The organism is Paraburkholderia sp. RL17-347-BIC-D (assembly GCF_046027915.1).
GTDB lineage: Bacteria > Pseudomonadota > Gammaproteobacteria > Burkholderiales > Burkholderiaceae > Paraburkholderia.
Genome location: NZ_JARESS010000003.1, coordinates 366,932 through 390,831 on the forward strand (window position 1 = coordinate 366,932; position 23,900 = coordinate 390,831).

Below are 23,900 nucleotides of genomic sequence, written 5' to 3' on the forward strand. Positions count from 1 at the left end.
TTCCGCAGATTTTTTCGACGAGGGGCTTGCCCTGCTGCTGACCCTTTGATATTATTTCGTTCTTCGTTGGCCCGGTAGCTCAGTTGGTAGAGCAGCGGATTGAAAATCCGCGTGTCGATGGTTCGATTCCGTCCCAGGCCACCAGGATTCAGCCCCAGGAAATCGCAAGATTCCTGGGGCTTTTCCTTTTTGTGCCCCTATTGTGACGGGCGTGACGGGCATCCGTTGCTTCGGTTTTCGCGCGCCATGCGGCAGGGCGCGCTCGGCGGCATTCGGCGTCGCGTGATAAAATCGCGCCAGTTCAAGGACTTGCACGTGAGTGCGTCGCCTGAGTGCCGCGCGGCAACGCCGCCACCAGCACCGAACCCTTCGCCCGACGATTAACGGTATAAGCGCCCAGCGACTCTGCATGCGGAAGGCGCGGCCTATACTGCTTTGGGCCGGCAGCAGTGCCGGCACGCGTCGCGCCGCGTTGCTTGCATGGCGCACCTCGCGCAGCGCGACGTGGCACTCTTCATTCACGGAGTTTCACGGTGATCCGCAACGACGCTAAACGTAGCGCTCTGGTGCTGTTTTCCGGCGGCCAGGATTCCGCCACGTGCCTCGCCTGGGCGCTCGAACGTTATGAAACGGTTGAGACGCTGGGCTTCGATTACGGTCAGCGGCACCGCGTCGAACTGGAATGCCGCGAGGGGTTTCGCAACGCCGTCGCGCGCGCATTCCCCGCGTGGGCCGACCGCCTCGGCGACGACCATATGATCGATCTGTCGGTGCTCGGCGCGATCAGCGATACCGCCATGACGCGTGAGATCGAGATCGAAGCCACGGCCAACGGTTTGCCGAATACGTTCGTGCCGGGCCGCAATCTGATGTTCATGACCATCGCGGCGGCAATTGCATATCGCCGTGGTTTGCAGGTGCTGGTCGGCGGCATGTGCGAGACGGATTTCTCGGGCTATCCCGATTGCCGCGACGACACGATGAAGGCGTTGCAGGTAGCGTTGAACCTCGGCATGGACACGCGCATCCTGCTCGAGACACCGTTGATGTGGCTCGATAAAGCCGACACGTGGCGCCTTGCGCACGAGCTCGGCGGCGACGAACTGGTCGAGCTGGTGCGTGTCGAGACGCATACTTGCTATGTCGGCGAACGCGCCGAATTGCATGCATGGGGCTTCGGTTGCGGCGAGTGCCCGGCGTGCCGCTTGCGCAAGCGCGGCTACGAAGCGTATCTCTCGGGTGAGAAGGTCACCGAGGCGCCGGTCTGATGACGCTCGGCGCAGCAGCGCAACTCAGGCAATAATTTTCAGGAACACAGGGCAGAAAGCAGCATGACTTACGCGGTCAAGGAAATCTTCTACACGTTGCAGGGCGAGGGCGCGAATGCCGGGCGTCCGGCTGTCTTCTGCCGGTTCGCCGGCTGCAATCTGTGGTCGGGCCGCGAAGAAGATCGGGCCGAGGCGGTGTGCCGCTTCTGCGATACCGATTTCGTCGGCACCGACGGCGAGAACGGCGGCAAGTACCGCACGGCTGACGATCTGGTGCAGATGATCGCGTCGCAATGGCCGGCAGGCGAGGGGGAGCGTTTCGTGGTGTGCACGGGCGGCGAGCCGATGCTGCAGATCGACCCGCCGTTGGTCGACGCGCTGCATGCCGCCGGCTTCGAAATCGCCATCGAAACCAACGGCTCGCTGCCGGTGCTCGAGACGATCGACTGGATCTGCGTGAGCCCGAAGGCCGACGCGCCGCTCGTCGTGACCAAGGGCAACGAATTGAAGGTCGTGATTCCGCAGGACAACCAGCGTTTGTCCGAGTATGCGAAGCTCGACTTCGAGTATTTCCTCGTCCAGCCCATGGACGGTCCGTCGCGCGACATCAACACCAAGCTCGCGATCGACTGGTGCAAACGCCATCCGCAATGGCGCCTGTCGATGCAGACCCACAAGTATCTGAACATTCCCTGATTTGCCGTGCTGACGATTACACGAAAACTCGAATTCGACGCGGGTCACCGCATTCCTGATCACCGCAGCCAGTGCCGTAATCTGCACGGTCATCGCTATGTGCTCGAAATCACGCTGCAAGGCGATCTGGTCGACACCGAAGGCGCGCCCGATCGCGGCATGGTGATGGACTTCGCCGACGTGAAGTCGCTCGCCGTCGAGCATCTCGTCGACAAGTGGGACCATGCGTTTCTCGTCTATGAAGGCGACACGCAGGTGCGCGGTTTCCTGGAAACGATGGCCGGCCACAAGACGGTCGTGCTCGATCGCATTCCTACCGTCGAAAATCTTGCCGCTGTCGCGTTCGACATTCTCGCGAATGTCTACGACGCGCACTACGGCGTGAATCTGCGTCTGCACAAGCTGCGCCTGTACGAGACGCCGAATTGCTGGGCCGACGTGGTCCGCGACTAAACCCGGCGGCGCCTCGTCCCCCGAAGGAAGACTCCGCGGGGGAACGCCAACCCCCGCGTTATTGTCACGGTATGATCGCTCCGACAACCACACGGAGCGAGACATGCCGGTCACCGCATTGCGTCGCAGCAAGCAGCCGGGCCGCCACGGCCCGCGCGCTCATCTGGCCCACGAGGCCAGCATGCTTACCCGCAGTTCAGGCGAAGCGCCGCTTCATCGTCACGGAGCGCGGCGATGAGCACCTTCACCAATCCCCTCAAGTTACGCCTTAAAGAAACCGATCCGCTGTTCGGGCTATGGCTCTCGCTCGGCAGCGACGCCGCCGCCGAAGCGCTCGCGCACGCCGGTTACGACTGGCTGCTGATCGACATGGAGCACTCGCCGAACGATAGCGGCGACGTCGCCTCGCAATTGCGCGCGATCGCTGCCGCGCATCTGCCGAGCGAGCCGGTGGTGCGCGTGCCGTCCAGCGAGGCGTGGCTCGTCAAGCGCGTGCTGGATGCCGGCGCGCGCACGCTGATGTTCCCGAATATCGAATCCGCGGACGAGGCGGCACGTGCCGTGCGTCTCACGCAATATCCGACCGCCGGAGCGCTCGATGGTGAGCGCGGCGTCGCCGGCGCGGTGCGCGCCGCGGGGTACGGCATGCGGCGCGACTACGTGCAGACGGCCAACGCGCAGATCGCGACCATCGTGCAGATCGAGTCGGCGCGCGGCTTGCAGGAGGTGGAAAAGATCGCGGCGACGCCGGGCGTCGATTGCCTGTTCGTCGGACCGGCCGACCTCGCCGCGAGCCTCGGTCATCTCGGCGATTCGAAGCACGCCGACGTGCAGGCCGCGATGGCGCGCATCGTCAGCGCCGCGGACAAGGCGGGCATTGCCGCCGGTATTTTTGCCATGGACGTCGCGGGTGCCAAGCAGCATCGCGATGCCGGTTTTCGTTTCATCGCTCTGGCCGCGGACGTCATGTGGATGTTGCGCGCGACTCGCCAGGCGCTGCAGGAGGTGAGGTCATGAAGGGGATGGTGCAGTGCGTCGTGGTGCGTCTGGCAGTCACAGCGGCATTGATGGCGAATGTGGTGGCCTATGCGCAAGACAGCCGCGTTGCGAAGTCGAACGATCCGGAGACGCAAACCGCGGTCGCCGACTACAACGCCGGCAATCTGGGCGCGGCGCTTGCCGAGTTCCGCAAGGCCGCCGAGCGCGGCAGCCGGCTCGCCGAGTTCAACTACGCGATGATGCTGCTCAACGGCGAAGGCGCGCCCGCGAATATCGATGAAGGCAAGAAATGGCTGCGTAAGGCCGCCGACGCCAACATGTCGCATGCGCAATACGTGTACGGCAAGATGTACGACGATGGCGAGTTCGTCGGGCGCGATCCGGTCGAGGCGCACCGCTGGTTCCTGAAGGCGGCGCAGCAAGGGCACGTGCAGGCGGAGTTGGCGCTGGCGAATCAGTTCCTCGATGGACGCGGCACCGAGCGCGACAACAAGCAGGCGTTCGTCTGGTACAAGAAAGCGGCGGAGGGCGGCGACATGACCGCGCAATACGTAGCGGGTTCGTTCTACGAGCGAGGCGGCGACGGCGTGGAGAAGAATCTCAACGTGGCGCGCGCTTATTACGCGGCCGCGGCGGCGCAGGGCGATCCGGCGGCGCGGCTCAAGTATCAGCAACTCAGCGCGCAGTTGCGGGATCAGAAGGAAGTGAAGCCGCAGTAAACCCGAGGCGGTTGATTACGCCGCTGAATACAAAAAGGGGCGCTCCGTGTGTGAAGAGCGCCCCTTTTGCTTGTGGTGTTGTCGGTGCCGTGCGCGCGGCTTCGCGGCGCTAACTCTGCATCAACCGCTTCTGTCGCGCGACGCTCATGATCAGGCCGATGGCGACACCAAGCGTCGTCAGCGCAGTACCGCCGTAACTCATGAACGGCAACGGCACGCCGACCACCGGCAAGATGCCGCTCACCATGCCGATATTCACGAACGCGTAGGTGAAGAACGCCATCGTCAACGAGCCGGCCAGCAAGCGTCCAAACAGCGTCGCGCCATTCGCCGCGATATACAGCCCGCGCGCGATCAGCAGCATGTATAGCGTGAGCAATACGATGCCGCCCGCCAGCCCGAACTCTTCGGAGAACACCGCGAAAATGAAGTCGGTGTGCTTCTCGGGGATGAACTCCAGATGCGCCTGCGTGCCCTTCAGCCAGCCTTTGCCAAGCGGACCACCGGAGCCGATCGCGATGACCGCCTGGATCGTGTGGAAGCCTTTGCCGAGCGGATCGGAGGTCGGATCGAGCAGCGTGCAGATGCGGTGCTTCTGGTAGTCGTGCATCAACGGCCATTGCACTTGTGGCTGACAGATCTTGTCCTGAAACGCCGCGATCGAAGCGACCGCGATCACACCCGCAATCAGCACCGGCACGATCAACTTGAAACTCAGGCCCGCGAAGTAAATCACGAAGAGGCCGGCCGCGAACACCAGCACGGCGGTACCGAGGTCGGGCTGCTTGGCGATCAGGCCGACCGGCACGGCGAGGATCAACAGACCGACCAGGAAGTCGTACCAGCGCATCACGCCTTCGCGCCGCTGGTAGTACCACGCGAGCATCAGCGGAGTGGCGATCTTCAGGATTTCCGACGGCTGGATCACCACGCCGACATTGATCCAACGCTTCGCGCCCTTGCGCGTGAGGCCGAATAGCGCCACCGCGACCAGCAGCGCGATCCCGAATGTATAGAGTGGAACCGCGAAGCGCATCAGCGTGGTGGGTGGCACATTGGCGAGCGCCCACATCAGCACGAACGTCAGCATGATGTTGCGCAACTGGTCTTCCACGCGGCCGGGAACGTCGAGACTCGCGCTGTATAGCGTGACGATGCCGACGCACAACAGCAGGAACACGATCAGTGCGAGCGGACGGTCGAAGCCCGCGAACATCCGCTTGATGCGGTCGAGCCAGGCGCGCTTGTCGAATTGCATGCCTTTCTCCTTACTCGTCGATGCCGCCGGAAACCGGCTGGCGTGGCGACGTGGCCTGAATGCCGTCATCGCGCGACGGAGCGGCGGCAGTCGGCGCCGGCGCGCTGGCCGGACGGGGTTTGTGCGGGACGCCGGATTTACGCGACGCTGGATTCTTTGCGGCGGTGGACGTCGATGCGGCCACGGGCGCCGACGCAGCAGCCGGCGCGGAGGCAAGCGCTGCCGCGGATGCAGCTTTCGCGGCCGCCGCAGCGGAGGCCGCTGCTGCCGCCGAAGCCGCGCCGGGAATCGGCAGGGCCGTGAAGCCCGCCGCGACCTTGACCGGCTGAACTCCGTCTTGCGGCGGCAACGGTGCGCCGCCGACTTCGGGCGCGGACGCATCTTCGGTCGCCGACGCCGCTGCCTCGATGGCCGCCGCCTGAGCGCCCGGCTTGTCCTTGCCGACGAGATAGTAATCGAGCACCTTGCGCGCGATCGGGCCCGCCGATTCCGCACCCCAGCCGCCGTTTTCGACGATCAGCGCGAGCGCGATTTTCGGTTGCTCGGCCGGTGCGAACGCGATGAAGAGCGCGTGGTCGCGCAAATGCTCGGCGATCGCGTGGCCTTTGTAGTTCGCGCCCTGCAGCGAGTAGACCTGCGCCGTCCCCGTCTTGCCGGCGGCCTGGTATTGCGCGCCAATGAACAGCTTCGACGCCGTGCCGTTGGTCACGACGCCTTCCATCGCGCGCTTGATGATGTCGATGTCCGATTGCTTCACCGCGATCTTGTCGCTCGGGTCGCGCACGACCGGCCGGGTGTCTTTCGTAATCGGATTTTCGATGTCGCGCACGAGGTGCGGCTTCATCACGACGCCGTTGTTCGCGAGCGTGGCCGTAGCGTGAGCGAGCTGGAGAATGGTGAACGAGTTGTAGCCCTGGCCGATGCCAAGACTGATCGTTTCGCCTTCATACCAGCGCTGCTGTTCGGGTTTTCGGTACGCCTTGCGCTTCCATTCCGTGGAAGGCAGGATGCCGCGCGCCTCGCCCGAAATGTCGATGCCGGTGATCTGGCCGAAGCCCCACGGCTTCATGAAGTTGGCGATATTGTTGACGCCGAGATCGTGCGCGAGCATGTAGAAATACGTGTCGTTCGACACCACGATCGCGCGGTTCATGTCGACCCAGCCCTGGCCCGAGCGCACGTCGTTGCGGAACGTGTGGCCGCCGAAGGTGTACGAACCCGGATCCTGAAAGCCCCAGCCCGGCGTGCGCTTATGCAGCGTGAGCGCGGCGAGCGCCATGAACGGTTTGTAGGTCGAGCCCGGCGGATAGGTGCCGTGCAGCGGCCGGTTGAGCAGCGGGTGATCGGGCGAGTTGTTGAGATCGTCCCAGGTCTGCTGGTCGATGCCGTCGACGAACGAATTCGGATCGAAGCTCGGCGCGGACACGAATGCGAGCACGTCGCCCGTGGATGGTTCGATCGCAACCAGCGCGCCGCGGCGGCCCGCGAAGGCCTGCTCGGCAACTTGCTGCAGCCCGATATCCAATGACAGCACGAGGTTGTTCCCAGGCGTTGCCTGGGTGCGCGACAACGTGCGCACCGGACGGCCGCCGGCGGTCACTTCCACTTCCTCGAAACCGGTCTGGCCGTGCAACTCGGTCTCATAGCTCTGCTCGACGCCGATCTTGCCGATGTAATCGGTGCCCTTGTAGTTGTTCGCGTCCAGACGCGGATCGTAGTGGTCCGGATCGCTGTCGTTCTGGTCGCTGGCGTCGTCGATACGATCCTGGTCGCGCTGCGAAATCCGGCCGATGTAGCCGATCACGTGCGCCGCGGTCGGGCCGAGCGGATATTGGCGGAACAGGCGCGCGCGCACTTCCACGCCGGGAAAACGGAAACGCTGCGCGGTGAAACGCGCGACTTCGTCGTCGGTCAGGCGGGTGCGGATCGGCAGGCTTTCGAAGTTCTTCGAGTCTTCCTGCAGTTTCTTGAAGCGGCGGCGGTCGCGCGCGTCGATCGAGACGACCGTGGCCAGGTTGTCGATCACGTTTTCGAGCGAGTCGTTCAGTTTCGAGGGCGTCAGTTCAAGCGTGTAGGCCGAGTAGTTCTTGGCCAGCACGACGCCGTTACGATCGGTGATGATGCCGCGGTTCGGCACGATCGGCGCGACGGAGATGCGGTTTTCATCGGCTTGCAGCGAGTATTTGCTGTAGTGCCAGACCTGCAGGAACAGGAAGCGGAAGCCGATCAGCCCGAAGCAGACGAACACGAACAGGCCCGCCGCCGCGACGCGCAGGCGGAACTTCGAGAGCTGTTGCTGAGTGTCCTTGAATTCGGTCATGCGATTCTGCAAAAGGCCGGCTGACGGCCATCATGAGTGTGCGCCTTTTCCGGCCGGAACCGGAAGGCATGAACAGCGATGCGCGTCGAGCGGGCCGGCAAAGTGGGTTCCATCAGAACGGCCGGCGGGCTCGATGCGGGATCAAATTGGCCGGGTATCGTCCGGATCGGCCGGGCGGCGCTGCGGCATCAGCAGCAGCACGCTGGTGACCGGCCACAGCGCGGCTTCGACGAAGCCGTCGATCAGATAACCCCAACCCGGAAACGCCGCGCCCGTCAACAGACGGATCACGAACGGCACCAGTTGCGCGACGACTAGCAGCGGCATGACCGCGAAGGTCTGCACGCCGAGCGACATCCACAGCACGCGGCGGTGGATCGTGATCGCGCCGTACGACAACAACGTGTACGCCAGCGCGTGTTCTCCGAGCAGGCTGGCGTTATGCACGTCCATCAGCAAACCGAGCGAAAACGCGATGCCCATGCCGACTTTGCGCGGCTGGTGCACGTTCCAGAACAGCAGCACGAGCGCGACGAAGTCCGGCACGCCGAGGAGGCGTCCCCACGGCATCAGGTTCAGCAGGAACGCCGCGGCGAGGCTGAACGAGATGAAGTAGGGATTGACCGGCTGCAGAATGTATTGCGGGCGGTTCATGGCTGGGCCCCTGGCTTGGCTGGCGGCTTCGCGTTCTTCTCAGCGGCCGGTTTCTTTTCGGGGGCGGGCTTTTTCTCCGCGGCGGCCGGTTTGGCCGGCGCTTTTTCGACGGGCTTGGCGGCTGCAGGTTTCTCGGCGGCGGCGGGTTTTTCGCCTGCTTTTGCCGGAGACTTGTCCACCGCAGCTTTGCCGTCTGCCGGTTTGCCGCCCTTTTTCGCTTTGGCGTCTTTCGCGGCCGTGGCTGCGTCGGGCTCTTCGGCCGGACGCGGCGGCACATTGTTCACGTAATGCAGCACCAGCAACTGGCGTGCGCCGCGCACCGGCGCGATCGGCAGGCAGATCACGCGCGCGAACGCCGTGTCGGCTTGTTTGTCGACTCGCACCACCTTGGCGACCGGCAGACCCGGCGGATACACGCCGTCGAGTCCGCTGGTGACGAGTTCGTCGCCGGTTTGAATGTCGGCGCTGATCGGCACGAAGCGCAGATCGAGCGTGTCGCCCTTCGGCGTGCCGTAAATCACGCTGCGCAGGCCGGTGCGCACGATCTGTACAGGCACCGCCTGATCCTTGTCCGTGAGCAGCGTCACCTCGGCTTGCAGCGGGAACACGCGCGTCACTTGCCCGATCACGCCGTCTTCATTGACGACCGGCGAACCGTTCTGGATGCCTTGCTGCGCACCGCGGCCGATCACGACCTTCTGCGTAAACGGATCGCGCGTGTCGTACTGGATCTCGGCGGGCAGCGATTCCGTGGTGGAGCGCTGCGACAGCTGCAGCAACGCACGCAGATGCGCGTTCTCGGCAGCCAGTTCGGCGGCCGTATTGGCTTGCTGCGAAAGCTGCAGATCTTTGGTGCGCAGTTTGTCGTTTTCGCTGCGCAGGGTGGCGCTGGTCACGGCCAGGTCGGCGGCGCCCACGAACATGTCGCGCGGCACGAGCGCCGCGCGTTGCAACGGATAAAGACCCGCGCCGAGCACGCCACGCACGATTTCGAGCGTTTTGAAGCGTGCGTCGGAGATCAGCAGGGCGAGCGCCAGCACGACGAAAAACACGAGTCGTGCGAGGGCGGACGGTCCTTGCTTGAACAGGGGCGGCGGACTGTATTCCATGGTCGGCGCCGGGGGCGTGAGCGGTTGGGTGAGACGGCGGCGCGCGAGGGACGCGCGTTCAGCACGCGGAGGCTGGTAGGCCCAGCCAACGGCAAACCGGCCCGCAAGGGGCCGTTTGCCTGATCCGCGCTACTGACATGGAGACGGGCTCGCTTACTCGTACGAGAAGATGCTGCCCAGCTTGTCCATGCGTTCGAGCGCCATGCCCGAGCCGCGCACAACGCAGGTCAGCGGGTCTTCGGCGACGAGCACCGGCAGGCCGGTTTCTTCGGCGAGCAGGCGGTCCAGATCGCGCAGCAGTGCGCCACCGCCTGTGAGCATCATGCCGCGCTCGGCGATGTCCGCACCCAGTTCCGGCGGAGTCTGTTCAAGCGCGATCTTCACCGACGACACGATCTGGTTCAGCGGATCGGTGAGGGCTTCGAGAATTTCGTTGCTGGAGATGGTGAAGCTGCGCGGAATGCCTTCCGACAGATTGCGGCCCTTCACTTCCATTTCCTTGACTTCGGAACCCGGGAAGGCGGAACCGATTTCTTTCTTGATGGCTTCGGCGGTTTGCTCGCCGATCAGCATGCCGTAGTTGCGGCGGATGTAGTTGACGATGGCTTCGTCGAACTTGTCACCGCCCACGCGCACGGAGCCCTTGTACACGATGCCGCCGAGCGAGATCACGCCGACTTCGGTCGTGCCGCCGCCGATGTCGACGACCATCGAGCCGGTGGCTTCCGACACCGGCAGGCCGGCGCCGATTGCAGCGGCCATGGGTTCTTCAATGAGGTACACCTGCGAAGCGCCCGCACCGTGCGCGGCTTCCTTGATGGCGCGACGCTCGACCTGGGTCGAACCGCACGGCACGCAAATGATGATGCGCGGCGACGGCGAGAACATGCGCGATTCGTGAGCAGTTTTGATGAACTGCTTGATCATCTGCTCGGTGACGGTGAAGTCGGCGATCACGCCGTCTTTCATGGGGCGGATCGCCTCGATGTTGCCCGGCACCTTGCCGAGCATCTGCTTGGCTTCCTTGCCGACTGCCTGGATGGTTTTCTTACCGTTGGGTCCGCCTTCCTGGCGGATCGAGACCACCGACGGTTCATCAAGTACGATGCCCTTGCCACGCATGTAAATGAGCGTGTTGGCCGTACCGAGGTCAATGGCCAGATCGTTGGAGAAGTAGCTGCGCAAAAAACCGAACATTCAAAATCCTGTCTCGCTGGAAGCCGGGCCTCGCAATGGTTGCGCAGGGCGGCAGCGGAAAAAATAACAGCTTCAACCGGGCGGAAGCGGCGCCACAGGAACTTGAAGCTGCGAGGGAGTCTACCGGAGGCCGGTGCAAAGCCAGGTCAGAAAAATCCGAACTATCTTTGGGAATTGTTCAGAAAGGCCTTGGTAAGTCGGTCCGGGTTTGGGTCGAACGCGTAATGATACCTTATAATTTTGGATGTTTTGAAGGAAACGGACGGCACTTTTTGCCTCCGCTGGCCCCTTTTTCGAGGTCTTCCTCCAGCGTCGTAACCCGCTGTCGCAGCGTTGTTTTTCCGTGCTGCGGCAGTCCACCACATTTTCCGGTGACTGCATGGCTCTGACCCTGACCGATGTAAAACGCATCGCGCATCTTGCGCGGCTCGAACTGGCCGACGCCGACGCTGAGCACACGCTTGTCCAGCTCAACGATTTTTTCGGCCTCGTCGAGCAGATGCAGGCGGTCGATACCACCGGCATCGCGCCGCTTGCCCATCCGATCGAGCAGATCGAAGACGTCGCGCTGCGTCTGCGTGACGACGCGGTGACCGAAACGGTCGAACGCGAAGCTTTCCAGCGCCCGGCGCCGGCTGTGCAGGAAGGCTTGTACCTCGTGCCGAAGGTGATCGAGTAAAACCCGCGCATCGAGCCGGGCGCGGCGCGCGAGCCAGCCTTCCGGCGATGTGCCACCAGCGGCATATCGCCTCGTGGCTCCGGCGCTTGCATGACCGTCGTCTCCGGCTTCCTCGGCTCGGCTTGCCGGCGGGCAGCCGAACGCCTCCACGGCAGCGTGACTACGCTGCCGCGCTCTTCAGGATAAAACGCAATGCATGAAAAAAGTCTGACCGAACTGCGCGCCGCACTGACGGCCAAGGAATGCTCCGCAGTCGAACTGGCGCAGCTCTATTTGAAGCGGATTGACGCGGCCAACAGCCTGAACGCATTCATCCAGGTCGATCCGGAGCTGACGCTCGCGCAGGCGAAAGCCGCGGACGCGCTGCTGCATACCGGCCACGCCGGCCCGCTGGTCGGCCTGCCGATCGCGCATAAGGACGTGTTCGTCACCAAGGGCTGGCGCTCCACCGCCGGCTCGAAAATGCTGTCGAACTACGAGAGCCCGTTCGACGCGACCGTGGTCGCGCGTCTGCAGAAGGCCGGCATGGTGTGCGTGGGCAAGACCAATATGGACGAGTTCGCGATGGGCTCGTCCAACGAGAATTCGTACTTTGGTCCCGTGCAGAATCCGTGGGATGTTAAGGCTGTGCCGGGTGGTTCGTCGGGCGGGTCGGCGGCGGCCGTCGCCGCGCGCCTCGCGCCTGCCGCAACCGGCACGGATACCGGCGGCTCGATCCGGCAGCCGGCGTCGTTCTCCGGCATCACCGGCATCAAGCCGACGTACGGCCGCGTGTCGCGTTACGGCATGATCGCGTTTGCCTCGTCGCTAGATCAGGGCGGTCCGATGGCGCAAAGCGCCGCCGATTGCGCCACGCTGCTCAACGCCATGGCCGGTTTCGACGAACGCGATTCGACCAGCCTCGTGCGCGACGACGAGGACTACACGCGCTACCTCGGCAAGCCGTGGAAAGAAGATAGCGCCGGCAAGCCGCTCGCCGGCTTGCGCATCGGGCTGCCGAAAGAGTATTTCGGCGCCGGTCTTGCCGACGACGTGCGCGCCTCGATCGACGCCGCGTTGAAGCAATACGAAGCGCTCGGCGCCACGCTGGTCGAAGTCTCGCTGCCGAAAACGGAGTTGTCGATTCCGGTGTACTACGTGATCGCGCCGGCTGAGGCTTCGTCGAACCTGTCGCGTTTCGATGGCGTGCGCTTCGGTCATCGCGCGGCGGAGTATCGCGATCTGCTCGACATGTACAAGAAGTCGCGCGCCGAAGGTTTCGGTCCGGAAGTGAAGCGCCGCATTCTGGTCGGCGCGTACGTGCTGTCGCACGGCTATTACGACGCGTACTACCTGCAGGCGCAGAAGATCCGCCGCATCATCGCGCAGGACTTCCAGGAAGCGTTCAAGCAGTGCGACGTGATCATGGGCCCGGTCGCGCCAACGGTTGCGTGGGACCTCGGCGCGAAGGGCGACGATCCGGTGCAGATGTATCTGGCCGACATCTACACGCTGTCGGTGAGCCTCGCCGGTTTGCCGGGCATGAGCGTGCCGTGCGGTTTCGGCGCGGGCGCGAATGCGCAGCGTCCGGTGGGTTTGCAGATCATCGGCAACTATTTCAATGAAGCCCGGATGCTGCAGGTGGCCGACGCGTTCCAGCGTGCGACCGACTGGCACCGCAAAGCACCGGCAGGAGTGTGAGCACCATGGCCAAGCAATGGGAAGTCGTGATCGGTCTGGAGACCCACGCGCAACTGTCGACTCAATCGAAGATTTTTTCCGGTACCGCGACGCAATTCGGCGCCGCGCCGAACACGCAAGCCAGCCCGGTCGATCTGGCCTTGCCGGGCACGTTGCCGGTGATGAATCGCGGCGCTGTGGAGCGCGCGATCCAGTTCGGCCTCGCGATCGGCGCGACGGTGGCGCCGCGCAGCATCTTCGCGCGCAAGAATTATTTCTACCCCGATCTGCCGAAGGGCTATCAGATCAGCCAGTACGAAATTCCCGTCGTGCAGGGCGGCCAGGTGACGATTCAGGTTCCGGCCAATGAAAAGGCGGGCAAGGAAGCGTACGAGAAGGTCGTCAATCTCACGCGCGCTCACCTCGAAGAAGACGCCGGCAAGTCGCTGCACGAAGACTTCGCGGGCATGACCGGCATCGATCTGAATCGCGCCGGCACGCCGTTGCTCGAAATCGTCACCGAGCCGGAAATGCGCAGCGCGGCGGAAGCGGTCGCCTACGCCAAGACGCTGCACACGCTCGTGACGTGGCTCGGCATCTGCGACGGCAACATGCAGGAAGGCTCGTTCCGTTGCGACGCCAACGTGTCGGTGCGTCCGGTCGGTCAGGCCGAATTCGGCACGCGCGCTGAGATCAAGAACCTGAACTCGTTCCGCTTCCTCGAAGAAGCGATCCAGTACGAAGTGCGCCGTCAGATCGAACTGATTGAAGACGGCGGCACGGTGGTGCAGGAAACGCGTCTGTACGATCCCGACAAGCGCGAAACGCGCTCCATGCGCAGCAAGGAAGACGCGCACGATTACCGCTATTTCCCCGATCCCGATCTGATGCCGCTCGTGATCGACGCGGCGTGGGTCGAGCGCGTGAAGAGCGAGATGCCGGAACTGCCGGTGGCGATTCAACAGCGCTTCGTGTCGCAATACGGTTTGACGCCGTACGACGCCAACGTGCTGACATCGAGCAAAGCTATGGCCGCGTACTACGAAGCGGTAGTGAGCAAAGTCGGGCCGGCCAACGCCAAGGCCGCGGCTAACTGGCTGATGGGCGAAGTGTCGTCGCAACTTAATCGCGAAGGTCTCGACTTCGCTGAGAGCCCGGTGTCGTCCGCGCAACTCGCGTTGCTGCTGCAACGTATCGCCGACGGCACGATCTCCAACAAGATCGCCAAGGAAATTTTCCTCGCGATCTGGGAAGAAAAGGCCACCGACGAAGCCGCCGCCGATCGCATCATCGAAGCGAAGGGGCTGAAGCAGATTTCGGATACCGGCGCGCTCGAAGCGATCATCGACGAAGTGCTCGCCGCGAACCAGAAGTCGGTCGAAGAATTCCGCGCCGGCAAGGAAAAGGCGTTCAACGCGCTGATCGGCCAGGCAATGAAAGCGACCAAGGGCAAGGCCAATCCGGCGCAGGTGAACGAACTGCTGAAGAAGAAGCTGTCCTGAGTTGAAGCTGAACTAGAGAAGCACGGCTGAGGCGTCACGCTTCAGCCACCGCGGGCTGTTGCCGGAAACGAAAGTGGGGCAACGGCCCGTTTCATTTGCGGGTCTTTTTAAACGCAGATCACGGAGTGTGTGGATGGCCAAGCAACCCGAACTCGACGATTTCCGCGTGCCGTATTTCGACGACGGCAAGAAAAAAAGCAAGTTCTCGCTGAGCGACTTCGACCCGGCCGCCAAGCCATTTTCGAGCGGTTCGAAAGACATCGACAGGGCGCGTCTGTCGGAGATCGGCGCGAAGCTCGACACCTTGCAGGAATGCTTGCACGCGCAGCAGACGCGCCGCGTATTGTTGGTGCTGCAGGGCATGGACACGAGCGGCAAGGACGGCACGATCCGCGCGGTGTTTCACGAAGTCGATCCGCTCGGTTTGCGCATCGTGCCGTTCAAGGCGCCGACGCCTGTTGAACTCGCGCACGACTTTCTCTGGCGCGTGCATTCGCAAGCGCCGGCCGCCGGCGAACTGACGATCTTCAATCGCAGTCACTACGAAGATCTGCTGGTGCCCACCGTGCTCGGCACCCTAGACGCGCAAGCGTTCGTGCAACGCTGCTGCCACATCCGCCAGTTCGAAGAGTTGCTGGCGTATAGCGGCACGGCCATCGTCAAATGCATGCTGCACATTTCGAAAGACGAGCAGCGTACGCGGCTGCAGGCGCGCATCGACGATCCGAGCAAACACTGGAAATTCGACGTCGCCGATCTCGAAGCGCGCAAGCAGTGGGACAAATATCAGGCGGTATATCAGGACGCGCTGGCCGCGACTTCGACGGAGTACGCGCCGTGGTATGTGATCCCGGCCGACTCGAAGACGCATCGTAATGTGATGGTCGCGGAGTTGCTGTTGCGCACGTTCGAAGCGCTCAAGCTCGAATATCCGCCTGCCAAAGAATCGCTGAAGGGCATCAAGGTCGAGTGACCGTGCCCTTTCGCTTCATCAACGAATCGAACATAAAAGGAACGACATGTTGCGTGTGATTACCGCGAACCTGAACGGCATCCGCTCAGCGGCGAAGAAAGGCTTTTTCGACTGGTTCGGCGAACAGAAGGCCGACGTGCTGTGCGTGCAGGAAATCAAATGCTCGCAGGACGACATGACGCCGGAATTCATGGCCCCGCACAATTTCACCGGCTATTTCCAGCACGCCGTGAAGAAGGGTTATAGCGGCGCGGGCGTGTACACGCGTCACGAGCCGGACGAAGTGGTGATCGGTTTCGGCAGCGAGGAGTTCGACCCGGAAGGACGCTACGTCGAACTGCGTTTCGGCAAGCTGTCGGTGATTTCGGTGTATGTGCCGTCGGGTTCGAGCGGCGACGAACGCCAGCAGGCCAAATACCGTTTCATGGACGAGTTCATGCCGCATCTCGCGGAACTGTCTCAGGAGCGTGAAGTGATCGTGTGCGGCGACGTCAACATCGTCCACAAGGAAATCGACATCAAGAACTGGAAGAGCAACCAGAAGAACTCAGGTTGCCTGCCGGAAGAGCGCGCATGGCTCACCAAACTGTTCGATGAAGTGGGTTACGTCGACGTGTTCCGCACGCTCGACCAGCGGCCCGAACAGTACACGTGGTGGAGCAATCGCGGTCAGGCGTATGCGAAGAACGTCGGGTGGCGGATCGATTATCAGATCGCGACGCCGGGTATCGCGAGCAAGGCGAAACGCACCGACGTGTTCCGCGATATCAAGTTCAGCGACCACGCGCCGCTGACGGTGGATTACGACCACAAGGTCAAGAAGTAAGCACAACTCGCGGCGTGGCAGGCGATGCTGAAATCAACGCCGAATTTGTCTCGTCAGAGAAGATCCGCGGGCGCATTCGGCCCGCGCAATTCAATCGCGGACCAGTTTGCGGCGCGGAAGGCCCATGCCGGCGTAGTCCGGCAGCGCGTCCACCGTTTTGCCAATCGCTTTGGCGTACAGCGGCAGCATGTCGGGCAAGCGCTTGATGATGTCCTGACGGCGCGCCGGCGTGTAGGGATGCACGTAGATGAAGCCCTGATCACGGTTGCTGCGCGTGGCCTGCGCCAGCTTGTCCCAGAGCGTGACCGCCGCGCGCGGATCGAAGCCGGCGCGCGACGCGATATCGCTGCCGATCACGTCGGCTTCGGTCTCGTCGGTATTCTCGTACTTCATTTCCAGCAGGCGCGAACCGATGCCGAGCGGGGCCGCGCCCAGATCGGCGAGCCCGAACAGCTGCGGGATCGTGCCGGACGAGTCGAGCTGGCTCGCCTGCAGTTGGCCGAGCCGCTCGCGCGCATGCTCCCGCAGCGCGTGGGCGATCTCATGGCCGATCAGCATGCCGAGTTCGTTGTCGTTCAGACGCGCGCGATCCAGCAGGCCGCCGTAGACGACGATCTTGCCGCCCGGCAGACAGTACATGCGGATATCGGGCGAGCGCACCACTGCCACATCCCACTTCCAGTTCTTGGCCCGCTCGTTCCATTTCAGCGAGTACGGAATCATCTTGTCGACGGTCGACCGCACGCGCGTGACGTGCGCGTCGGTGTCGCCGTACAGACGGTTCGCGTGTTCGGCGCCGTAGGCGATCTGTTCGAACTCTGCGGCGGCTTGCGCCTCGAGCATCGGCGATGGGATCAGATTGCGGAACACCAGGTAGCCGCCGTAACGTAGCTGCGTGTTCGGGCTGTACGATGCGGACGCCGGCGCGGGCATTGACGGGAGGGCAGGCGCCTTGGCGGCCGCGGGAGGCGAAGCTGTCGCAGCGGGCGTTCTGGCCGTGACCGGGGCCGGCGGCGGCTGCGTCGATTGAGGTGACGAGGGCGATGCCGGCGGCGAGGGCGGCGTCGCAGCAGCGGGCGCGCTGCCGGCACCCGGCGCGCTGGTGGCGCTATTCGCGCCTTGCGCTGCCGACGTCGCGCTTTCCGGGCTCGCGGCAGTCGCTGCGGACTTCGCCGTCGGCGCGGCCGTCGTGGCCTGCGCAGCCGCCGGAGCCGCTGCGGGCGCGCTGGTAGCGGCTGCCGGCGCGGCCGCTGCGTAGGCGCTCGATGGCGTGGCCAACGCCAGGCCCACACAGCCGAGCGCCCATACTGCGTGCGGTACGACGCGGCTGGCTTTGAGCGCAGGACGCCGGGACGTAGTCGAGCGCAGCGCGCCCTTCGAAAGATGCGTCTTCACGGCCGCGTCCTCCACGGCGCGATGCGCAGCAGAAGCAACATGCCGGGCAACCCCAGCGCGGTGCAGACGATGAAGTAATCGAACCAACCGATCTGCGCGACCACGTAGCCGCTCGCCGCCGAAGCCAGCGTGCGCGGCACCGAAGCGAGGCTCGTGAAGAGTGCGAACTGAGTGGCCGTATAGCGCGGATCGGTGGTGCTGGCGATATAGGCGGTGAACGCCGCCATCGTCAGACCGGTGGCAAAGGTTTCCAAGCCGTAGACGAGCGCCAGCGCGACTGAACGCGGCTCGAGCTGCACGGCCCAATCGACGCCCACCAGTGCGAGCAGCTTCGTCGTGCCCTCGCTCAGCCAGACGGCGATGTCGTAGATCGCCACGAGACCGGGCGAAGCCGGTCCGAGATGCGCGAGCCACGCGAAGCCGAGCGTCGACACCATCTGCAGGACGCCGAAGATCCACAGCCCGCGGCCGATGCCGATTTTCATCAGCCAGATCCCACCGACGATCCCGCCCGCCAGACTCGCGCCGAACGCGGTGGTCTTCGCGATCACGCCGATCTGCGTGCGCGAAAAGCCGATGTCGAGAAAGAACGAGGTGGACAGCGTGGTCGCCATCGTGTCGCCGAGCTTGTACAGAAAGATAAAACCGAGCACGAACAGCGCGCCGCGCCAGCCGTCGCGCTGAATGAATTCCTTGAACGGCTGCACGATCGCATCGCGCAGGTTCTTGGGCGGCGTGCCGTGGACCGCGGGTTCGCGCACCACCAGTGTCATCACCATGCCGGGCAACATGAACGCGGCCGTCACGATGAAAACGGTGGTCCACGGCAAATGATCGGACAGAATCAACGCGAGCGAGCCCGGCACCAATGCCGCGATCTTGTACGCGTTCACATGCACCGCGTTGCCGAGCCCTTGCTGCGTGTCGCTCAGCAGCTCGCGCCGGTAGGCGTCGATCACGATGTCCTGACTTGCGCCAAAAAACGCGACCAGCGCCGTCAATGCCGCCACCGTCCAGATCGAATCTTTAGGTGACACGAATCCCAAGGTGGCGATGGCGCCGGCCACCAGAATCTGCGTGACCAGCATCCAGCCGCGTCGCCTGCCCGGACGCCAGCCCGGAAAACGCGGGACGTAGCGGTCCATCAGCGGCGCCCAGATGAATTTCCAGGTGTACGGGAACTGGATCAGCGCAAAGAGGCCGATTTCCTTCAGATTGACGCCTTCGGAGCGTAACCACGCCTGCACCAGATAGACGAGCGTGAACAGCGGCAATCCCGACGTAAAGCCGAGAAAGACGCAGATCAGCATGCGCGTATTCAGGAACGCGCGCCAGCCGGGATGTTCTTCGTGAGCGGTAAGTGCAGGCGCCTCGTGCGGCGGGTTCGACATGTGGATAACTTGCGTTAGCTTTTCTTGACGCGATAGACCGCAAGACTACCACGCCAGTTCACGCCCCACCGCACCACCTGCCCGTCGTGCAGCACCACGCGGTCGAGAATCTCGATGCCGACTTCCGGCGCCAGCGCCTCGAAATCCTCGATCGTGAGCACCCGCACGTTCGGCGTGTTGTGCCACTGATAAGGCAGCGACTTCGACACCGGCATGTGGCCCTGCAGCACCGAGAGCCGATGCGCCCAGTAGCCGAAGTTCGGGAACGACACAATGCATTCCTTGCCGACCCGCACGGTCTCGCGCAGGATCGCGGCCGTCTGATGAATGGTTTGCAGCGTCTGCGACAGAATCGCGAAATCGAAGCTGGCGTCTTCGAACAGGCGCAGGCCGTCTTCCAGATTCTGCTGGATTACGTTGACGCCGTTTTGCGTCGACGCCAGCACGCCGGCGTCGTTGATTTCGATGCCGTAGCCCTGCACGTCCAGTTCCTCGGTCAGGAGCGAGAGCAGCGAGCCGTCGCCGCAGCCCAGATCCAGCACCGTGGCGCGCGGTTCGACCCAGCGGGCGATCGCGCGGAAGTCCGGGCGCAGCGCCAGGTAATCGAGTGCTCGCTGGTTCATGCGTTCACCTCGTTTGCAATACGTTCGTAGTAGGCGCGCATCAGGTTGTGATAGCGCGCGTCGTCGAGCAGGAAGGCGTCGTGGCCGTGCGGTGCGTCGATTTCCGCGTAGGTGACCGTGCGCTTGTGGTCGAGCAGCGCCTTCACCAGTTCGCGCGAGCGGGCCGGCGCGAAACGCCAGTCGGTCGAGAAGCTGGCGATCAGGTATTTCGCCGTCGTGTGCGCGACCGCGGCCGTCAGATCGCCTTCGAAGGCCTTGGCGGGATCGAAGTAATCGAGCGCGCGGGTGATCAGCAGGTACGTGTTCGCATCGAAGTAGTCAGCGAATTTGTCGCCCTGGTAACGCAGGTATGACTCCACCTCGAACTCGACGTCGAAGTTGAAGTTGTACGCGTCCAGCGCGCCTTCCGCGCGGCGCAGCGAGCGGCCGAATTTCTCGGCCATGTCGTCGTCCGACAGATACGTGATGTGGCCGATCATGCGCGCGACGCGCAAGCCGCGCTTCGGCTTCACGTTATGCGCGTAGTAGTTGCCGCCGTGAAAATCCGGGTCCGACAGGATCGCCGAGCGCGCGACCTCGTTGAACGCGATATTCTGCGCCGACAGCTTGGGCGTGGACGCAACCACGATGCAATGACCGACGCGCTCCGGATACATCATGCTCCACGCGAGCGCCTGCATGCCGCCGAGGCTGCCGCCCATCACCGCGGCGAAGCGCGTGATGCCGAACTGATCGGCGACGCGCGCCTGGGCGTTGACCCAGTCTTCCACTGTCACGACGGGGAACGTCGCGCCGTACGGATGGCCGGTGGCCGGGTCGATACTCATCGGCCCGGTCGAGCCGAAGCACGATCCCAGGTTGTTCACGCCGATCACGAAGAACTTGTCGGTGTCGAGCGGTTTGCCCGGCCCGACCATGTTGTCCCACCAGCCGATGTCATTGGGATTGTCGGCGTACACGCCTGCCACATGGTGCGAGGCGTTGAGCGCGTGGCACACCAGCACCGCGTTGCTATGCGCGGCGTTGAGCGTGCCGTAGGTCTCGACCATCAGGTCGTAACCGGCGAGCGAGCTGCCGTTCTGCAACTGCAGCGGCTCGGTGAAATGCATTTTTTGGGGAGCGACGATACCGATCGATTCCATTCATTCCGCCATTTATCAAAACAGGGCGGCTAAACGGCGTCGGCAAAAGCACGGAGGAACGACTGTGTGCGCGGCTGACGACCTCTTTAGCCGCATTTATAGTGAACTGTCGGAAATGTTCCCGGCAGTTCGCGCGCCCGCAATCGAGTCAGCAAATCGGCGCGTATATGGTTTTCAAGCAGGTGTTCAGGTGTTGCGGACAGCGGTCCCGCATGCATCGGGGTGCCGCAGTCAGGCGCAAAGTATAGCGGAAATTTTCATGCGGCAACGTCGCGGGCGCAGAGCATGGCGCGGCGCATGCCACGCGGACTACTGAAGAATCAGGAGCAGTTGCGCGTCGGCGTGTTCGGCGGGCGGCCGCGCAAAGCCGCTGCGCACATAGCGGTGCCAGCGGCCGATGATGTAGCTCAGCAGCAGGCTCGCCCGGATCGCGGGATCGTAGCCGGCGGGCAGTGGGACGGCGCTTTCAGCCGTGTTCGCCTCCATCTGCGCGAGGCGCAGACATTGTTTCAACGACGCCTCGACGCGCTCGAGCATCTGATTGACGCGCTCGGTGAGCCGTTCATGCTCGCCGACCAGCGCCTCGCACGTCAGCACGCGCGTCATGCCGGGATTCTTCGCGGGGAAGTTGAGCAGCATCAGCGCGATCGAGCGCGCCTGCAGCACGCCGTTGCTTTCCTTGTCGGCGATCTGGTTGATCAGCCCGAAGATAGTCTGCTCGATGAACTCGATGAGCCCTTCGAACATTTGCGCCTTGCTGGCGAAATGACGGTACAGCGCGGCTTCCGATACGCCCAGCCGCGCGGCGAGCGCCGCAGTGGTGATCTTTTCGCTCTTGGGCGCCTCCAGCATCGCGGCGAGCGTCTGGAGGATGTGCACGCGGCGCTCGCCCGGCTTCAGGCGCTGCGCGCGCGGCGCGGCGAGCGTGGGGGTCGGTTCGTGTTCGGCTAAGACTTCGTCAGGCTTGTCGATCGGCTGCATGGCTGTCGTCCCGTCTGCTGTCTTTTCAATCGAACCGAGCGGGTGCTCAGTCGTAGCGATTTTAACGAACGAATGCTCCGGTCGACATAGTGCGGCCGGCCGGTGCCCGGCAGGCGCGTCGGCACGCCTTCCGCGTGCGGCTTGCGCGGCAGATGGCCGGTGATCCACACGGTGCGGATGCCGAGCCGCCGGTAGTTCTTCAGATGCGAGCGCGTGTCTTCGACGAGGATCGCGTCCTTCAGCGAAACGTGCGCGTCGCGCATGGCCTTGCGCAGCATCGCGTGGTCGGGCTTGGCGCGCCAGCGGCGGCGATCGCGCATGTGCTCGATGGCGATTACCTGTTCGAACAGACGCTCGATCCGCAGTTCGGCGAGCACCGCGCGCGCATAGGCTTCGGGCGCGTTGGTCAGCACGATCTTGCGACCCGGCAGGGCAGCCACGAGGCGTGCGACGCCGCGTTCATGGCGGATCATCGAGCCGAGATCCGGGAAGGTGTGCACGACCTTCAGGAAGTCGTTCGCATCGAGCGGATGGTGGCGCGTCAGGCCCAGCAGCGTTGCGCCATAGCGTTGCGTGTAGCCGGTGCGCAGCCGGTTGGCTTCGTCGATGTCCACTTGCAGCGCGTCGATGATGTACTGCGTCATCCCTTGATTGATTGCCGGAAAGATCGCGTGCGATGCGTGATGCAGCGTGTTATCGAGATCGAACAGCCAGACCGGACGGCCTCCTGCGATGTGCGGTCGGCGGCGTCGGGAAGTGGGAGTGCGCATGATGGAGGGCGCCGTTCAGGCGCGGACAGTTGCCTCACGCGGCGAACGCGAACGGTTCACGGTGCGGCTGATGAAAAAAGAGGGAGAGCGGGTAGGCGCGCCATGGCTGCGCGTTGTGAGCCGCCGAAGACGCTGTGCGCGCCGTACGACTGGCCGACGCAAAGGCACGGCACACAGGGCGCGCCGAGTTGACGTGCCGCGTGTGCCGGGTTTGAGGCAGGAATCAATGCGAACGGATCATCGTGCCGAACGGCTGTTCGGTGAGAATTTCCAGCAGCACCGAGTGCTCGATACGGCCGTCGATGATGTGCACCGAACGCACGCCGCTCTTGGCCGCGTCCAGCGCCGACGAGATTTTCGGCAGCATGCCGCCGGAGATCGTGCCGTCGGCGAACAGGCCGTCGATTTCGCGCGCCGACAGATCGGTCAGCAGATTGCCTTCCTTATCCATCACGCCAGGGATGTTGGTCATCATCACGAGCTTTTCGGCGTTCAGCACGACCGCCAGCTTGCCCGCGACCAGATCCGCGTTGATGTTGTACGACAGGCCGTCTTCGCCAAAGCCGATCGGCGAGATTACCGGAATGAACGCGTCGTCTTGCAGCGCCTTCACGACCGCCGGGTTGATCGCCTCGACTTCGCCCACCTGGCCGATATCGACGTACTGGCCCGGATTGTCGCGATCCGGCATCAGCATCTTGCGTGCGTGGATCAGGCCGCCGTCCTTGCCCGTTAGGCCGACTGCGTGGCCGCCGAAATGGTTGATCAGCGTGACGATGTCCTGCTGCACTTCGCCGCCGAGCACCCATTCGACGACTTCCATCGTCTCTTCATCGGTGACGCGCATGCCTTGGATGAACGTGCCCTGTTTGCCGATCTTCTTCAGCGCCTGGTCGATTTGCGGACCGCCGCCGTGCACGATGACCGGATTGATGCCGACCAGCTTGAGCAGGATCACGTCGCGCGCGAAGCCTTGCTTGAGCCGCTCTTCGGTCATGGCGTTGCCGCCGTATTTGATCACCACGGTCTTACCGTGATACTGACGAATGTAGGGAAGCGCCTCGGCCAGGATTTCAGCCTTCAGGGTGGGCGCGATCTGCGAAAGGTCGGGAAGCTCGGACATGGCGGCAGGCTCAGGCACGGGACAGTTAAAACAGGGCGAATTGTACAGGACTGGCGCGCTGCAACAGGGTTTTCGATAGTTGCGCGGGCGGCGGGCATTACCGGGTTTGCGCGCCGCGCAATGACATGTCACGGACACCAACCGGACGAGGAAGCGTACCGCG

22 protein-coding genes and 1 tRNA gene are annotated in these 23,900 nt (G+C 63.6%); 11 read left to right on the plus strand and 12 right to left on the minus strand.

Annotation, left to right across the window (positions count from 1 at the left end):
- Positions 1 to 68 precede the first annotated feature (68 nt).
- The 6 genes from P0D96_RS07105 (at position 69) to P0D96_RS07130 (ending at position 4,135) form a co-directional block, all read left to right on the plus strand.
- Positions 69 to 144 (plus strand) — tRNA-Phe (locus P0D96_RS07105).
- A gap of 389 nt (positions 145 to 533) precedes the next feature.
- On the plus strand, positions 534 to 1,268 hold the full coding sequence (queC, locus tag P0D96_RS07110; protein WP_132376415.1) for a 7-cyano-7-deazaguanine synthase QueC: 735 nt from the start codon (positions 534 to 536) through the stop codon (positions 1,266 to 1,268).
- A 63-nt stretch (positions 1,269 to 1,331) separates the two neighbouring features.
- Complete coding sequence (queE, locus tag P0D96_RS07115; RefSeq protein ID WP_132376414.1) at positions 1,332 to 1,964, plus strand: 7-carboxy-7-deazaguanine synthase; 633 nt, start codon at positions 1,332 to 1,334, stop codon at positions 1,962 to 1,964.
- 9 nt (positions 1,965 to 1,973) lie between these two features.
- The gene (gene queD / locus P0D96_RS07120) at positions 1,974 to 2,417 is read left to right on the plus strand and encodes a 6-carboxytetrahydropterin synthase QueD (RefSeq protein ID WP_090518804.1); all 444 of its coding nucleotides are present in this window, start codon (positions 1,974 to 1,976) and stop codon (positions 2,415 to 2,417) included.
- Between the two features lie 234 nt (positions 2,418 to 2,651).
- A complete protein-coding gene (locus P0D96_RS07125; RefSeq protein ID WP_408176242.1) occupies positions 2,652 to 3,434 on the plus strand; it encodes an HpcH/HpaI aldolase family protein in 783 nt (260 codons plus the stop codon).
- A complete protein-coding gene (locus P0D96_RS07130) occupies positions 3,431 to 4,135 on the plus strand; it encodes a tetratricopeptide repeat protein (RefSeq protein WP_408284435.1) in 705 nt (234 codons plus the stop codon). The genes P0D96_RS07125 and P0D96_RS07130 overlap by 4 nt, the downstream gene beginning before the upstream one ends.
- Before the next feature lie 109 nt (positions 4,136 to 4,244).
- Here the strand turns inward: P0D96_RS07130 and rodA are convergent, their stop codons facing one another.
- From rodA to P0D96_RS07155, 5 genes are all read right to left on the minus strand, one after another.
- Positions 4,245 to 5,393 carry a rod shape-determining protein RodA gene (gene rodA / locus P0D96_RS07135; protein ID WP_132376411.1) on the minus strand — a complete coding sequence of 383 codons (1,149 nt, stop codon included), beginning with the start codon at positions 5,391 to 5,393 and terminating at the stop codon, positions 4,245 to 4,247.
- A gap of 10 nt (positions 5,394 to 5,403) precedes the next feature.
- A complete protein-coding gene (gene mrdA, locus P0D96_RS07140) occupies positions 5,404 to 7,713 on the minus strand; it encodes a penicillin-binding protein 2 (protein ID WP_408312664.1) in 2,310 nt (769 codons plus the stop codon).
- A gap of 141 nt (positions 7,714 to 7,854) precedes the next feature.
- Positions 7,855 to 8,367 (minus strand): rod shape-determining protein MreD, encoded by a 513-nt coding sequence (mreD, locus tag P0D96_RS07145; protein ID WP_132376409.1) that lies wholly within the window; start codon positions 8,365 to 8,367, stop codon positions 7,855 to 7,857.
- Positions 8,364 to 9,476 (minus strand): rod shape-determining protein MreC, encoded by a 1,113-nt coding sequence (gene mreC, locus P0D96_RS07150; protein ID WP_408312667.1) that lies wholly within the window; start codon positions 9,474 to 9,476, stop codon positions 8,364 to 8,366. The genes mreD and mreC overlap by 4 nt, the downstream gene beginning before the upstream one ends.
- A gap of 153 nt (positions 9,477 to 9,629) precedes the next feature.
- The gene (locus tag P0D96_RS07155) at positions 9,630 to 10,673 is read right to left on the minus strand and encodes a rod shape-determining protein (protein WP_004189550.1); all 1,044 of its coding nucleotides are present in this window, start codon (positions 10,671 to 10,673) and stop codon (positions 9,630 to 9,632) included.
- Positions 10,674 to 11,052: 379 nt separating this feature from the next.
- Here P0D96_RS07155 and gatC point away from each other — a divergent pair, with 379 nt between their 5' ends.
- From gatC to P0D96_RS07180, 5 genes are all read left to right on the plus strand, one after another.
- Positions 11,053 to 11,352, plus strand: a complete 300-nt coding sequence (gene gatC, locus P0D96_RS07160) for an Asp-tRNA(Asn)/Glu-tRNA(Gln) amidotransferase subunit GatC (RefSeq protein WP_132376407.1) — start codon at positions 11,053 to 11,055, stop codon at positions 11,350 to 11,352.
- Between the two features lie 192 nt (positions 11,353 to 11,544).
- On the plus strand, positions 11,545 to 13,032 hold the full coding sequence (gene gatA, locus P0D96_RS07165; protein WP_408312670.1) for an Asp-tRNA(Asn)/Glu-tRNA(Gln) amidotransferase subunit GatA: 1,488 nt from the start codon (positions 11,545 to 11,547) through the stop codon (positions 13,030 to 13,032).
- A 5-nt stretch (positions 13,033 to 13,037) separates the two neighbouring features.
- Positions 13,038 to 14,513 (plus strand): Asp-tRNA(Asn)/Glu-tRNA(Gln) amidotransferase subunit GatB, encoded by a 1,476-nt coding sequence (gene gatB / locus P0D96_RS07170; RefSeq protein ID WP_408312673.1) that lies wholly within the window; start codon positions 13,038 to 13,040, stop codon positions 14,511 to 14,513.
- A gap of 133 nt (positions 14,514 to 14,646) precedes the next feature.
- The gene (locus P0D96_RS07175) at positions 14,647 to 15,486 is read left to right on the plus strand and encodes a PPK2 family polyphosphate kinase (RefSeq protein WP_408176237.1); all 840 of its coding nucleotides are present in this window, start codon (positions 14,647 to 14,649) and stop codon (positions 15,484 to 15,486) included.
- Between the two features lie 46 nt (positions 15,487 to 15,532).
- On the plus strand, positions 15,533 to 16,312 hold the full coding sequence (locus P0D96_RS07180) for an exodeoxyribonuclease III (RefSeq protein WP_012431400.1): 780 nt from the start codon (positions 15,533 to 15,535) through the stop codon (positions 16,310 to 16,312).
- A gap of 90 nt (positions 16,313 to 16,402) precedes the next feature.
- Here P0D96_RS07180 and P0D96_RS07185 read toward each other — a convergent pair whose 3' ends face one another.
- From P0D96_RS07185 to argB, 7 genes are all read right to left on the minus strand, one after another.
- The gene (locus tag P0D96_RS07185) at positions 16,403 to 17,707 is read right to left on the minus strand and encodes a M48 family metallopeptidase (protein ID WP_408312676.1); all 1,305 of its coding nucleotides are present in this window, start codon (positions 17,705 to 17,707) and stop codon (positions 16,403 to 16,405) included.
- A complete protein-coding gene (locus P0D96_RS07190; protein WP_408312679.1) occupies positions 17,704 to 19,098 on the minus strand; it encodes an AmpG family muropeptide MFS transporter in 1,395 nt (464 codons plus the stop codon). The genes P0D96_RS07185 and P0D96_RS07190 overlap by 4 nt, the downstream gene beginning before the upstream one ends.
- A 14-nt stretch (positions 19,099 to 19,112) precedes the next feature.
- Entirely contained in the window at positions 19,113 to 19,721 is a 609-nt protein-coding gene (gene metW / locus P0D96_RS07195) for a methionine biosynthesis protein MetW (RefSeq protein ID WP_408176235.1), read from the minus strand.
- Positions 19,718 to 20,863, minus strand: coding sequence for a homoserine O-succinyltransferase MetX (metX, locus tag P0D96_RS07200; RefSeq protein WP_408176233.1), 1,146 nt, complete (start codon positions 20,861 to 20,863; stop codon positions 19,718 to 19,720). Before metX ends, metW begins: the two co-directional genes overlap by 4 nt.
- 309 nt (positions 20,864 to 21,172) lie before the next feature.
- The gene (slmA, locus tag P0D96_RS07205) at positions 21,173 to 21,844 is read right to left on the minus strand and encodes a nucleoid occlusion factor SlmA (RefSeq protein WP_408284419.1); all 672 of its coding nucleotides are present in this window, start codon (positions 21,842 to 21,844) and stop codon (positions 21,173 to 21,175) included.
- A complete protein-coding gene (locus P0D96_RS07210; protein WP_408176230.1) occupies positions 21,811 to 22,614 on the minus strand; it encodes a pyrimidine 5'-nucleotidase in 804 nt (267 codons plus the stop codon). Before P0D96_RS07210 ends, slmA begins: the two co-directional genes overlap by 34 nt.
- A gap of 223 nt (positions 22,615 to 22,837) precedes the next feature.
- Positions 22,838 to 23,737, minus strand: a complete 900-nt coding sequence (gene argB / locus P0D96_RS07215) for an acetylglutamate kinase (RefSeq protein WP_007179687.1) — start codon at positions 23,735 to 23,737, stop codon at positions 22,838 to 22,840.
- Between the last annotated feature and the right edge of the window lie 163 nt (positions 23,738 to 23,900).